We start from the raw sequence: 13,107 nt of genomic DNA, 5'->3' as shown, positions 1-13,107 counted from the left end.
AGCCCGCTTTCAAAGGGGCAGACAGGTGTATTGATGACAACGATTATTACAGTCAGGAAGGGCGGCAAGGTCGTCATGGCCGGTGACGGTCAGGTGAGCCTCGGCCAGACCGTGATGAAGGGCAATGCCCGCAAAGTGCGCCGCATCGGCAAGGGCGGTGATGTGATCGCCGGTTTCGCCGGCGCCACGGCAGATGCCTTCACGCTTCTCGACCGTCTCGAAAAGAAGCTCGAACAATATCCCGGCCAGCTTATGCGCGCCGCAGTCGAACTCGCCAAGGACTGGCGCACCGACAAATATCTTCGCAATCTTGAAGCCATGATGCTGGTCGCTGACAAGTCCACGACGCTGGCAATCACCGGTAACGGTGACGTTCTTGAGCCCGAACATGGCACGATCGCCATCGGCTCCGGCGGCAATTACGCCTTCGCTGCGGCCCGGGCGTTGATGGACAGCGAAAAGTCGGCCGAAGACGTGGCGCGCCAGGCGCTCGATATCGCTGCCGATATCTGCGTTTATACCAACCACAATCTCGTCGTCGAAACGCTCGACGCCGAGTAATTCAATCAATTCCCAAAAGGGTCCCGCGGACCGGGCCGCATTGGCCGGCCGCAACGGGAAAGCCGAGAGGATCACATGACCAATTTCTCCCCCCGCGAAATCGTTTCCGAACTCGATCGCCACATCATCGGCCAGCATGATGCCAAGCGCGCCGTTGCAATTGCGCTGCGTAACCGCTGGCGTCGTCACCAGCTCGACGAGAGCCTGCGCGATGAAGTCATGCCGAAGAACATCCTGATGATCGGCCCGACCGGTGTCGGCAAGACGGAAATCTCCCGTCGTCTCGCTAAGCTCGCCGGCGCGCCGTTCATCAAGGTCGAGGCGACAAAATTCACCGAAGTCGGTTATGTCGGCCGCGACGTCGAACAGATCATCCGTGATCTTGTCGAGATCGGCATCGGCCTCGTGCGTGAAAAGAAGCGCTCCGAGGTTCAGGCCAAGGCGCATCAGAGCGCCGAGGAACGCGTGCTTGACGCGCTGGTCGGCTCCACCGCATCGCCGGCAACCCGCGACAGTTTCCGCAAGAAGCTCCGCGCCGGTGAACTGGACGACAAGGAAATCGAGGTCGAAGTGGCCGATAGCGGCTCCGGCATGCCCGGTGGTTTCGAAATCCCCGGCATGCCCGGCGCGAATATCGGCGTGCTGAACCTGTCGGAAATGTTCGGCAAGGCCATGGGCGGCCGCACCAAGAAGGTCAAGACGACCGTCGCCAAGTCCTATGGCGAGCTGATCCGCGACGAATCCGACAAGCTGATCGACAATGAGGTAATTCAGCGCGAGGCGGTTCGTGCGGTCGAAAACGACGGCATTGTCTTTCTGGACGAGATCGACAAGATCGCCGCGCGTGACGGCGGCATGGGTGCCGGTGTTTCACGTGAAGGCGTGCAGCGCGATCTTCTGCCGCTCGTCGAAGGCACGACGGTTTCGACCAAGTATGGCCCGGTGAAGACCGATCACATCCTCTTCATCGCGTCCGGCGCCTTCCATGTCGCCAAGCCGTCTGATCTTCTGCCGGAACTCCAGGGCCGCTTGCCGATCCGCGTCGAGCTTCGTCCGCTGACCAAGGAGGATTTCCGCCGCATCCTGACGGAAACCGAGGCCAGCCTCATCCGCCAGTACAAGGCGCTGATGGGAACGGAAGACCTGACGCTGGAATTCACCGATGACGCGATCGACGCACTTGCCGATGTCGCGGTTCATCTGAACTCGACGGTTGAAAACATCGGCGCCCGCCGCCTGCAGACGGTGATGGAGCGCGTGCTGGATGAAATCTCCTTCACCGCTCCGGATCAGGGCGGCACGTCGGTGAAGATCGATGCCGAATATGTCCGTAAGCATGTGGGCGATCTGGCGGCCGATACCGACCTGTCGCGCTACATTCTCTAAGCCGCTCAAGTGGCAGCCGGGCAACGCCTGGCTGCCACACTCAAGCAACTTGACGCCTTTTTGAACGTCTTTATCTCGACATTCCAATATGTCTTAACGTATGGGTGACGCGCTTTCGCGAAGACGCGAGCGGCTTGCCAGATCGACCTGTCACAGTTTCTGGAGCCGGCAGTGGCGCAGATAAAACGCTGGGACACGGAAAATCTTGAAACGCACCCTTATTGCATTGCTGTTGACCGTCGCCTGGGCGGCTTCCTCGACCGGTCCGGTGATGGCCATGACCATCGTGCCGGAAGGCAATCGCAATGCCGTGCAGCCCAAGATCCCCGGCGCTTCCGTGCGCCGTACCCGCGCTGGCCGCACCACTTTCGACGACAAATACGACAAGATCCGTGAGCTTCTGGCGACCGACAAGACGCTGATCGGCAAGATCAAGTCCACCGCGGCCGCCTATGGCATCGATCCGATCCACATGGTCGGCGCGATCGTCGGCGAGCACACCTATAATGTCGACGCCTATGACAGGCTGCAGAGCTATTACGTCAAGGCGGCCGCTTACGCAGGAAACGCTTTCCGCTTCGCCTATGACGGCGAAACCATCTCCGAATTCCTGATGCACCCGCAGTTTTCCGCCTGTGAGGACAAATCCGGTTCCTACGCGCTGTGGAATTGCCGTGAAGCAGTATGGGAGAAATCGTTCCGCGGCAAAAAGGTCGATGGAAAGGCCTATCCCGACAACCGTTTCAGCGCGGTTTTCTTCCAGCCCTTTTATGCCGGCCAGACCTTTGGCCTCGGCCAGGTCAATCCGCTGACGGCGATGATGTTGTCCGACATGGTGTCGCGCACGTCCGGTTATTCGAAGCTGGATGAAAACGACGCCGCGGAAGTCTATGAAGCGATCATGGATCCCGACAAGTCGCTTGCCTATATGGCGGCCAATATCCGCCGCTCGATAGACGACTACAAGTCGATCGCCGATGTCGATATTTCCAAAAATCCCGGCATCACCTCGACGCTCTACAATACCGGAGGCTCGGCTCAGCGTGCAGCTGCGCTGAAGGCCCGCGGCGGTCTGCCGGAAGAGAATTATTACGGCTGGCTCGTCAACGACAAGATCACCGAGTTGAAATCGCTGCTCTAAGTCCTGATATTGGTTTAATCAGGAACGGAACAGGAGGGTTGCCTTTGGACATGCGCCCCGACCCCTTTGTGCCGCCGGCACCCATACCGCGCACCGTCCCGCCATCACGGCTGGAGATCATTCGCACGGTCATGCGCAACCCGCTGGAGCTGTGGGGTGTGCCGTCCTACACGCTGCCCTGGATCAAGACGAAATTCTTCAAGGAACGCACGCTGATCGTCAACGATCCCGGGCTGATTCGCCACGTCCTTGTCGATAACGCCTCAAACTACGAGATGTCGGAAATCCGCCAGCTTATCCTGCGGCCGATCCTGCGTGATGGATTGCTGACGGCGGAAGGCCCGGTCTGGAAACGTTCGCGCAAGGCCATGGCGCCGGTTTTCACGCCCCGTCATTCTCGCGGTTTTGCCGGCCAGATGCTGGCGAAGTCGGAAGAATACGCAGGGAAATATGCGACAGTCGGCACGGAGGGAGCGATCCACGATATCTCCGTCGACATGACGGAACTCGCCTATTCGATTCTGTCGGAAACCCTGTTCTCGGGCCAGATCGTCACCGAGAGCAACAGTTTTTCCGATGATGTCGACAGCCTGCTCCACCGCATGGGCCGCGTCGACCCGATGGATCTCTTGCGCGCACCGGCCTGGGTGCCGCGCCTGACCCGCATCGGCGGCCGCAAGGTGCTCGAAAAATTCCGCAAGATCGTCGCCGACACGATGCGGGAGCGGCAGAAGCGCATGCGCCAGACGCCGGACGCGGTGCCGCAGGATTTCCTGACTCTGCTCCTGCAGCTCGAAGGTCCGAACGGCCTCTCGCTGGATGAGATCGAGGACAATATCCTAACCTTCATCGGCGCCGGCCATGAAACGACGGCCCGCGCGCTCGCCTGGACGCTCTACTGCGTCGCTCATTCGCCGCATGTGCGCGAAGCAATGGAAAAGGAGATAGACCAGGTTCTTGGCTCCGGTGCCGAGCCGGTTGAATGGCTGGAACTGATGCCCTGGGTCCGCGCCTCCTTCGAGGAAGCGCTCAGGCTTTATCCGCCGGCCCCGTCACTGAATCGCGCGGCGATCGCCGACGACAAATGGACGAGCCCGAGCGGCGAAAGCATCGAGATCGAAGCGGGCGTCACCATCCTCGTCATGCCCTGGACCCTGCATCGCCACGAACTCTACTGGGAAAAGCCGCGCGCCTTCATGCCCGAGCGTTTTCTGCCGGAAAATCGCGGCAGGATCGGCCGTTTCCAGTATCTGCCTTTCGGCGCCGGCCCGCGCACCTGTATCGGCGCAACCTTCGCCATGCAGGAAGCGGTGATTGCGCTTGCCGTGCTGATGAAGCGCTACCGTTTCGATGCGCTGCCCGGTACTGACATCTGGCCGGTGCAGAAACTGACGACCCAGCCGCAGAATGGCATGCCGATGCGTGTAAGCATCAGGTCCTGACCGCGACAGAACATGTCTTTCCCGGTCGATTGAACCTGTCGCGCCATGCTTTATTGATTGCTTCATAAGGATTTGGGAATTCTTGCGTGGCTTCACCTCTTCTTCTCGGCATCGATACCGGCGGCACCTACACGGATGCGGTTCTTTTCCGCGAGGATGAGGGGGTGATCGCCAAGGCGAAATCGCTCACCACTCGGCATGATCTTTCCGAAGGAATCTCGGGTGCTGTCGAAGCGGTACTGGCAAGGAGTGGTATCCCGGCCGCGGAAATCGCCATGGTCTCGCTGTCCACGACGCTTGCGACCAATGCTTTGGTCGAAGGGCAGGGGGGTCGGGCAGCGCTTGTCATGATCGGCTTCGGCCCGGAAGATATCGCCCGAGGGGGGCTCTCGGAAGCGCTCGGTACCGATCCGGTGATCTTCCTGCCTGGCGGCCACGATGTCCACGGCAACGAAACGCCGTTAGAGATGACGATGCTGGAAGAGGCTCTCCCGACACTTGGCCCGAAGGTTTCGTCCTTCGCCGTAGCCGGATATTTTGCCGTCCGGAATCCGGCTCATGAAATCAGCGTTAGGGATCGGATCCGCGAACTGAGCCACAAGCCCGTCACCTGCAGCCACGAGCTTTCCTCGAAACTGGGTGGACCGCGGCGCGCCTTGACGACGCTGCTCAATGCCCGCCTGGTGTCTATCATCGACCGACTGATCGGTTCGACCGAAGATTTTCTCGAAAAATCTGGCATCCATGCGCCCCTCATGGTCGTGCGAGGCGACGGCGCGTTGATGTCCGCTGGCGAGGCACGGCTACGCCCGATCGAGACCATTCTCTCCGGTCCGGCGGCAAGCCTTGTGGGTGCTCGTTATCTCACCGGGCTGGATGAGGCAGTTGTGTCAGACATCGGTGGCACCACGACGGATGTGGCGATAATTCAGGGCGGCAAGCCGAAGCTTGCGCTTGATGGCGCGAATGTCGGCGGTCACAAGACGATGGTGGAGGCGGTCGCGTTGCGCACTTTCGGCCTCGGCGGTGATTCGGAAGTGCATATCGATGACCGTGGGCTAGAGGCAAAAATCACGCTCGGTCCTCGACGTATTCTACCTCTCAGCCTTCTGGTGGCCACCTATGGCGATAGCGTTCTGTCGGCTATCGATATGCAGCTACGTGCCACCCACACTGGTCGCCACGATGGCCGTTTCGCCGTCCGGATCGCTTTGAACGAAGCCTTGGTTGGGAGCCTTCAACCGCAGGAACAGGCGCTTCTTGCGCGGATTGGCTCGGCACCCGTGGCATTGAACGCATTGCTCACAATGAACTCCCAGAAATCGGTTCTCGACCGGCTTGTGGGCCGCGGGCTCGTATACTTGAGCGGCATCACACCATCTGACGCACTGCATGTTCTTGGCCGCCAAGGCCAGTGGAATGCCGATGCAGCACGATTGGGGCTGCAGCTTGCAGCCCGGAAGAAGACCGGCGCGGGACGCGAGATCGCCACGTCACCAGAAGATTTGGCCGGCAAAATCGTCGCGAGGCTGACCCGGCAATCTTCCGAGATCTTGCTTTCGGCCTGCCTTGCGGAAGACGGTGCCGAATCAGTCAACCCATCGGTCTCGCTTGCGGTTGATCGGGCATTGAAGCGCGTCCCGGGTATCGCCCGGTTTTCCATTTCGCTTGACCGTCCGCTTGTCGGTCTAGGCGCGTCGGCACCGGTCTATTATCCTGCAATTGCCGATATGCTTGGAGCCGAATCGATCATTCCTTCTGATGCGGATGTTGCCAACGCCATCGGCGCTGTCGTCGGCCATATAAGGGTTACGGCGACGGTCACCATCACTTCGCCGGAAGAAGGTGTCTATATTGTAACCGGTGCCGGTGAGACAACCACGATAATCGGGGAAGCGAGTGCGCTAGAAGCCGCTGAGGAGCGGGCAGTCATTGCAGCGCGGCGCAAGGCCGGACAGGAAGAAGCCCAGGGCATCCTGATTTCCATCGAAAAGGAGATTATGGCACCGGAAGTTGAAGGCGGACGAAAACTCGTTGAAGCGCGCATCGTTGCCACTGCAACGGGCCGCCCGCGGATGGCACATCCACAATCCTGACCGAACCGCCGTGGGCTTTCCGCGCCTTGATACCCGTAATCCCGCAGGCAAAGCTACGGCACAGGAAAGGGTGACGGCCGGTAGATTCAGGCTCACGTCCTGGCAGCAAAAAAGCCGCCGGGAATGCCCTCGGCGGCTTTTTGATTTCGGTATCCCGTCAGTCCTACTGGACCACGACGACTTTGGTTGCCTTGCCCGGACGCACCCGGCTGTAAAGGTCGATAACGTCCTGGTTCATCAGGCGAATGCAGCCGGATGAAGCCGCCGTGCCGATCGAGGCCCATTCCGGCGTGCCGTGAAGGCGAAACAGCGTGTCCTGGCCCTTTTCGTTGAACAGATACATGGCGCGTGCGCCAAGCGGGTTGTTCAGGCCTGGACCCATGCCGTTTTCGACGTATCTGGCGACATCCGGCTTGCGGGCTGCCATTTCCTTCGGCGGATGCCATGTCGGCCATTCCTGCTTCCAGGCAACATAGGCCGTGCCCGACCATGCAAAACCAGCCTTGCCGACGCCGATGCCGTAGCGCACAGCACGGCCGCCCGGCAGGATGTAGTAGAGATGGCGTTCACGGGTATTGACGATAACCGTACCCGGCTTTTCCGCAGTTTCGTAATTCACGATCTGGCGGACGAACTCCTGCTTGACCCGGTTGATCGGAATGGCCGGCAGGGTATAGCCTGCATCGGTCACCGATCCGTAGGAATCGGTGAAGATCTGGGCCGTCTCGATGCGAACCGGTGCATCTGTCTTGGCTGTTTCGGACGTGGTCGAGCAGCCGGCCAGGGCGGCGGTTGCCAACAGGCCGAGTGCGAGCATGCTGTTGCGAAAGCGCATGGATATCTCTTGGTGAAACTATCGATTGAAATGGCGTCAAGCCGCCGTCGAAACCGTTATTTTCCATTCGATTGCGGTTGGCAAGTTGCGCAAGCGCTCAGCGCGTCGGCAGCAGTCGAATTGAAAAGCCCATTGTCTTTTTGCAACATTCACAATGCTGCCCACCTGTAATGGCTAAGGAACAGGCATGACGATATTGAATGTTGTGAACGACAACCCTCTGATCGATGGCCGTCAGTCGCCTCGCGCGATGATGGTCCGCAAGGGCGCGCAAATCCTGCTTCACGATATGAAGCATGCTGTTCTGCCCGAACTGGTCTTGCCGAATGGCAGAAGGGCCGACCTGATCACCGTATCCGATAAGGGAGAAATCTGGATTGTCGAGATAAAGACCTCGATCGAGGATTTCCGTATCGACCGCAAGTGGCCGGAATATCGGACTTATTGCGACCGGCTGATCTTTGCAACGCACAGGGATGTCCCGTTCGAAATTTTCCCTGAAGACTGCGGCCTGATGGTGTCGGATGGTTATGGGGCGCATCTCTTGCGTGACGCATCCCAACACAAGCTTGCGCCGGCGACCCGCAAGGCGTTGATGCTCGATTTTTCGCGTACAGCGGCGCACCGCCTGATGATGGCGGAATGGTCTACCGGCAAGAGCTTCGACGACATAGAGACGTAGTCAAGGGCATGGCCTGCCTCTCTGCCGCAATTACATAAATCCCGCAGCCCGCAAGTCGCGGCGGGCGCCTTATTTCGGTGCCCGCTTTGCCAGGATGCGCTGCAATGTGCGGCGATGCATGTTGAGGCGTCGTGCCGTTTCCGAAACGTTGCGTTCGCACATTTCGTAGACGCGCTGGATATGTTCCCAACGCACGCGATCTGCCGACATCGGATTTTCCGGCAGGTCAGCCTTTTCTCCGGGACGCTGCGTCAAGGCGTTGAACACATCATCCGCATCGGCAGGCTTGGAAAGATAGTCGACGGCACCAAGTTTGACCGCAGTGACGGCAGTCGCAATGTTTCCGTATCCGGTCAGTACGATGACGCGTGTATCCTGACGGAACTGCCTGATGGTTTCGATGACGTCGAGGCCGTTGCCGTCGCCCAGCCGAAGATCCACCACGGCGTATTTCGGTGCCCGCTGGCGCACTTTGGCAATGCCTTCGGCGACTGTTTCCGCGGCCTCAACGGTAAAGCCTCGTGTTTCCATGGCTCGTGCCAGGCGACGCAGAAACGGTCCATCGTCGTCAACGATCAACAGTGAAGGGTCGGAACCAATAAAGTCCTCATTCTGAGGATTGGATTGCTGCAGTGTTGTTTCCATCTTCATTCTCCGGGATCGATGGACCCCAATTATCATATAGAACGCGATAAAATTGGAGCTAGATCAAATTGGCTTGTCCATAATTGATCTTGGCCATTCTATTCGAATGCGTGCACCGACCTGTCCGTCGCCGCGATTGCTGAAGCGGATCGATGCGCCTGATCGCTCTAGCAGGGTTTTGGCGATGAAGAGCCCCAAACCCAGTCCGCCGGCATGCTCACTCCGCTCGCGTGTCCGGGATGTCATATAAGGCTCGCCGATACGCGAGAGGATAACGGCAGAATAGCCTGGACCATCGTCCTCGATCATGATCGCCACCCGCTGGTCATCGTATTCCACCGAGATGACCACCTCATTCTTTGCATAATCGACCGCATTTTCAATCAGATTGCCAAGCCCATAGAGAATTCCTGCGTTTCTCACGCCTATGGGTTCATGGCCACCGTCGGTTTTCTGCACCAGTCTGATGTCTATGTCGAACTGACGGTGCGGAGCGATCACCTCTTCCATCATCGACGATAGAGGCAGGCGCCGCAAATGCTCCTCGCCCTCCGCTGGCAGTGAGGTCAAGCGACGCAGGATATCGCGGCATCGCTCGCTCTGGCTGCGCAACAGTTGCACATCCTCCTTGAAGCGCTCGTCCTGCCCCAGCTCTCGCTCCATTTCCTTGGCGACGACGCTGATCGTTGCAAGCGGTGTTCCCAGTTCATGGGCCGCAGCAGCGGCCAGACCATCCAGCTGACCGAGATGTTTTTCCCGCTCCAGAATCATTTCCGTCGCCACCAGAGCGTCGGCAAGCAGGCTGGCCTCATGGGAAACGCGGTAAGCGTAGAAAGCCGCAAAAACCATCATCGAGGCGATCGAGAACCATACCCCGAGCTGCATGATCGGCTGGATACGCAAATGCTCTCCCTCATACCACGGGACCGGGTAAGGAGAGAGTGACAAAACCGTCGTGCACACAAGCGCGAAGACAAGCAGCACGAGCGAATGACGCAATGGCTGTGATGCAAAGGCTATGATGACCGGCACGCAGATCAGCGGTGCAAAGGGATTGCCCAGCCCGCCGGTGATAAACAATAGTGCGCCCATTTGCAGGAGGTCGAAGCAGAGCAAGGCGAGCGCTGATTTCGGTCCAAGCCGGTGGGTGGCCGGAAACCAAGCGGATAAAATGAGATTTGCGACCGCAAGGGCTGCGATCAATATGGTTGCCTGGGCGATAGGCATCGGAAAGTCGAGTACGCCCCAGATGATCAGGACCGTTATTGTCTGCCCCGCCACGGCCAGCCACCTCAGCCTGACGAGGGTTTGTAGGCGGATGCTGCGGCTTACATGGCCGATCTTGCTGTCCTGCGATGAAGTCATGTCTGTACTATGCAATATTGTTTCGGACATTGTTTATATGTGCCTTAAAGTGGTCAAACCTCTTAAAATCGACCCAGTATTTCATGGTACGTGACATCCTGTCACGTACCTTTGGGTTTTGCGCGGCTTGTCGGAGCGGCATCGACCGGATTTTCCGGCCATGGGTGTCTGGGATATCGGCCACGCATTTCCGCCCGAACATCTTTCCATGACCCGGACCAGAAGCCGGGCAGATCGCGTGTCGTCTGGATCGGCCTGTGTGCCGGCGATGTCAATTCAAGAAGCAGCGGCAGTTTGCCGTTCGCGATCGCGGGATGATTTTTCAATCCGAACAGCTCCTGGACACGGATTGTCAGCACCGGTTCTGCGCCATCATACTGGATAGGATGGCGTTGGCCGGTCGGCGCCTCGAAATGGGTCGGCGCAAGCCGGTTCATAGTGTGCAGCAACTCGTGTGGTACCAGCGAACGCAACCCATCCGAAAGGCTCGCCGCCGATATCGAAGTAAGTGCGGACGCATGGCCTTGATAGGGGACGAACCATTCATCAAGGCGGGCTATAAGCGCATCGTCGCTGACATCCGGCCATGGCTCGCCAAGCGATCGATGAAGGAACCCCAGCCTTTCCCTGAATTGTAGGGTCTCCTTCGAAAACGGCAGGCTGTGCAATCCGAACTGCCGTACGCCGTCGGCCAGCGCCCGTGCCGCCTGTTCCCCGGTCGGTTTGGGTAAGGGTTTTTCGCTAAATACGATTGCTCCGAGCCGGGTGGTTTGGCGCGCACGAACCTGACGGCTGGCGGGGTCGAAAAAACATTCTTCTGCGGACCGGATTGCACCGCCCATCTCCGCTTCCACCTCGGAACGAGATATTTCCGCGGCGCTGAGAATGCGTGGCCGCGCAGCCTTCCCGCTCACGTCGGAAATCACCAACATGGAGGCCCCGGCAAGTCGCTCGGTCTCCGGCAGTTCCGCTCCTCGGCCGTTGGCCATGATGAACCGGCCCTTGCCGCCGCGCTGCAGCGCGATCCGGTCGGGATAAGCATGGAGAAGAAGCGGGCCTGCTGACCCGCTTGTCTGTTGTGCTCCCTTGTTTGGCAGACTGTCGGCTATCCGGTTGGCCAGACCCCGGCTGGCTTGGGCCCGCTCGCTGCGGTCAGCCCGGAACCGCCGCAGCCGTTCATCGAGATCGATATCGTTTCCTCCAAGTCCCTGTTCGGTCAGGAGAACGGCGAGATGGCTCGCCTCGAGCCCGCGTCCTTCCTCGTCCGCATTGATGACCATCGCCGCCAGCCGAGGCGGCAAGGCCAGCTGACGGATAAGATGACCTCTCGGCGTTAGCCGGCCGGTGTCGTCCAATGCGCCGAGAAGGAGAAGCAGGCCTTTTGCCTCGGAAAGCGCAGGTCCGGGCGGTTGATCCAGAAAGGCGAGCGTTGTCGGATCAACCACGCCCCAATGAGCAAGGTCGAGCACGAGACTTGAGAGATCGCTCGCGAGTATTTGCGGCGGCGTGAAATCCGGCAGTGCAGCGGTCTGGCCCGCGTGCCAGAGCCTGATGGCGATACCCGGCATGGTTCGCCCGGCGCGTCCGGCCCGCTGGTCGGCCGAAGCCTGTGATACCCGTACCGTCTCCAGCCGGGTCATTCCGGTGGAAGGCTCGAAGACCGGCAGACGCTGCAATCCGCTGTCGATGACGATCCGCACACCGTCGATCGTGATAGATGTCTCTGCAATCGATGTGGCGAGCACGATCTTGCGCTTGCCAGGCGCTGCCGGCTTGATTGCCAGATCCTGCTCGTGTTGTGTCAGATTGCCATAAAGTGGCGCAATCGCGGTGTCTGCATCGAACCGGCCCTGCAGCCGCTCGGTTACCCTTCTGATTTCCGCCTGTCCCGGTAGAAAGGCAAGGATGGAGCCATCTTCGTCGCGATGTGCGCTTTCGATCGCACGCGTGACTGCGTCCTCGACACGCTCCTGCTGGCTTCTTTCATTATAACGGACCTCGACCGGAAAACTCCGTCCTTTGCTTTTGATCACCGGAGGGTCGTTCAGCAATGCCGCGATGCGATCCGTATCGAGGGTTGCCGACATTACGATTATACGCAGGTCTTCTCGAAGCGCCGACTGTGTGTCGAGCGCCAGCGCCAGTCCGAGATCGGCATCGAGCGAGCGTTCGTGGAATTCGTCGAAGATCACCGCGGAAACGCCGGCAAGTTCCGGATCGTCAAGGATCATTCGGGAAAATACCCCTTCCGTGACGACCTCGATCCGTGTCGCCTGCGAGATCCGCGTGTCGAGGCGCATTCTGTAACCGATCGTCTGCCCGACACTCTCTCCCTTGAGCGCCGCCATGCGCGAAGCGGCAGCTCGCGCCGCCAGCCGCCGCGGCTCAAGCAGGATGACCTTTCCCGTGCACCATGGCTCTTTGATCAGGGTAAGCGGCACCATGGTCGTTTTGCCTGCACCCGGTGGGGCGGAAAGGACTGCACAAGAGCTCCGGCGGAGCGCCACGGTTAGATCGCCCAGCACCTCTATAATAGGGAGTGGCGCATGCGTGCTGCTATCAGATCTGTCCTCTTGGGGTTTCTTTTCCATATATATGTGAGCTCTCGGTATTTTCGGGCGTCTAAAGACCCATCAGGTCGGTGGCGTCCTGATGAGGTTTTGCAATGCCATAGCAGCGCGAAACGCACGAGTGAACAAGAGCGCCGTTTCGACTGCTGAAAATCTATGCATGCCCGCAATTTAAGCCATGAGCATCTGCTCGCATGGCATTGGAGAAAAATGACATTTTTTTAAAAATGGCTGTTGACTCAATCGGGTCGTCGGATCTATAACCCGCTCACTGACGAGGGCGGCGGCGCTGCTAGCGACGAAGCTTCTCGTTCTAAAGAAAACCACTAAAGATTGGCATTTGCTGATTGGGACCGGGCTCCGGTTAGGTCTCGAAGAACTGAT

At 59.1% G+C, this 13,107-nt stretch carries 10 protein-coding genes; 6 read left to right on the top strand and 4 right to left on the bottom strand.

Going from position 1 to position 13,107, the window contains the following annotated elements; all coding sequences use genetic code 11:
* Nucleotides 1-33 precede the first annotated feature (33 nt).
* The 5 genes from hslV to ACI3K0_RS19045 all read left to right on the top strand — a co-directional run bounded on the left by hslV (nt 34) and on the right by ACI3K0_RS19045 (nt 6,626).
* Nucleotides 34-561: an ATP-dependent protease subunit HslV gene (gene hslV / locus ACI3K0_RS19065; RefSeq protein WP_139679091.1), complete on the top strand. Its 528-nt coding sequence runs from the start codon at nt 34-36 to the stop codon at nt 559-561.
* 75 nt (nt 562-636) lie between these two features.
* Nucleotides 637-1,947, top strand: coding sequence for an ATP-dependent protease ATPase subunit HslU (hslU, locus tag ACI3K0_RS19060; protein ID WP_183829666.1), 1,311 nt, complete (start codon nt 637-639; stop codon nt 1,945-1,947).
* A 205-nt stretch (nt 1,948-2,152) separates the two neighbouring features.
* Nucleotides 2,153-3,088 (top strand): DUF1402 family protein, encoded by a 936-nt coding sequence (locus ACI3K0_RS19055; protein ID WP_183829663.1) that lies wholly within the window; start codon nt 2,153-2,155, stop codon nt 3,086-3,088.
* Between the two features lie 44 nt (nt 3,089-3,132).
* Nucleotides 3,133-4,530 carry a cytochrome P450 gene (locus ACI3K0_RS19050; protein WP_404945971.1) on the top strand — a complete coding sequence of 466 codons (1,398 nt, stop codon included), beginning with the start codon at nt 3,133-3,135 and terminating at the stop codon, nt 4,528-4,530.
* An 86-nt stretch (nt 4,531-4,616) separates the two neighbouring features.
* Nucleotides 4,617-6,626, top strand: a complete 2,010-nt coding sequence (locus ACI3K0_RS19045) for a hydantoinase/oxoprolinase family protein (protein ID WP_183829657.1) — start codon at nt 4,617-4,619, stop codon at nt 6,624-6,626.
* Nucleotides 6,627-6,789: 163 nt separating this feature from the next.
* On the opposite strand, the gene ACI3K0_RS19040 is transcribed toward ACI3K0_RS19045, so the two are convergent.
* On the bottom strand, nt 6,790-7,461 hold the full coding sequence (locus tag ACI3K0_RS19040) for a L,D-transpeptidase (protein ID WP_183829654.1): 672 nt from the start codon (nt 7,459-7,461) through the stop codon (nt 6,790-6,792).
* Nucleotides 7,462-7,648: 187 nt separating this feature from the next.
* Here ACI3K0_RS19040 and ACI3K0_RS19035 point away from each other — a divergent pair, with 187 nt between their 5' ends.
* Nucleotides 7,649-8,143, top strand: a complete 495-nt coding sequence (locus tag ACI3K0_RS19035) for an MmcB family DNA repair protein (RefSeq protein WP_183829651.1) — start codon at nt 7,649-7,651, stop codon at nt 8,141-8,143.
* 69 nt (nt 8,144-8,212) lie between these two features.
* On the opposite strand, the gene ACI3K0_RS19030 is transcribed toward ACI3K0_RS19035, so the two are convergent.
* The 3 genes from ACI3K0_RS19030 to hrpB all read right to left on the bottom strand — a co-directional run bounded on the left by ACI3K0_RS19030 (nt 8,213) and on the right by hrpB (nt 12,744).
* Nucleotides 8,213-8,788 (bottom strand): ActR/PrrA/RegA family redox response regulator transcription factor, encoded by a 576-nt coding sequence (locus ACI3K0_RS19030; RefSeq protein ID WP_148143861.1) that lies wholly within the window; start codon nt 8,786-8,788, stop codon nt 8,213-8,215.
* 63 nt (nt 8,789-8,851) lie between these two features.
* The gene (locus ACI3K0_RS19025) at nt 8,852-10,153 is read right to left on the bottom strand and encodes an ActS/PrrB/RegB family redox-sensitive histidine kinase (protein ID WP_183829648.1); all 1,302 of its coding nucleotides are present in this window, start codon (nt 10,151-10,153) and stop codon (nt 8,852-8,854) included.
* 101 nt (nt 10,154-10,254) lie between these two features.
* A complete protein-coding gene (hrpB, locus tag ACI3K0_RS19020; RefSeq protein WP_183829646.1) occupies nt 10,255-12,744 on the bottom strand; it encodes an ATP-dependent helicase HrpB in 2,490 nt (829 codons plus the stop codon).
* Nucleotides 12,745-13,107 lie beyond the last annotated feature (363 nt).

This window comes from Rhizobium sp. ZW T2_16 (assembly GCF_044987325.1).
Taxonomy (GTDB): Bacteria; Pseudomonadota; Alphaproteobacteria; order Rhizobiales; family Rhizobiaceae; genus Neorhizobium; species Neorhizobium cellulosilyticum.
The sequence above is the reverse complement of the archived record's forward strand: the minus strand, read 5'-3'. Positions and strand labels throughout refer to the sequence as shown.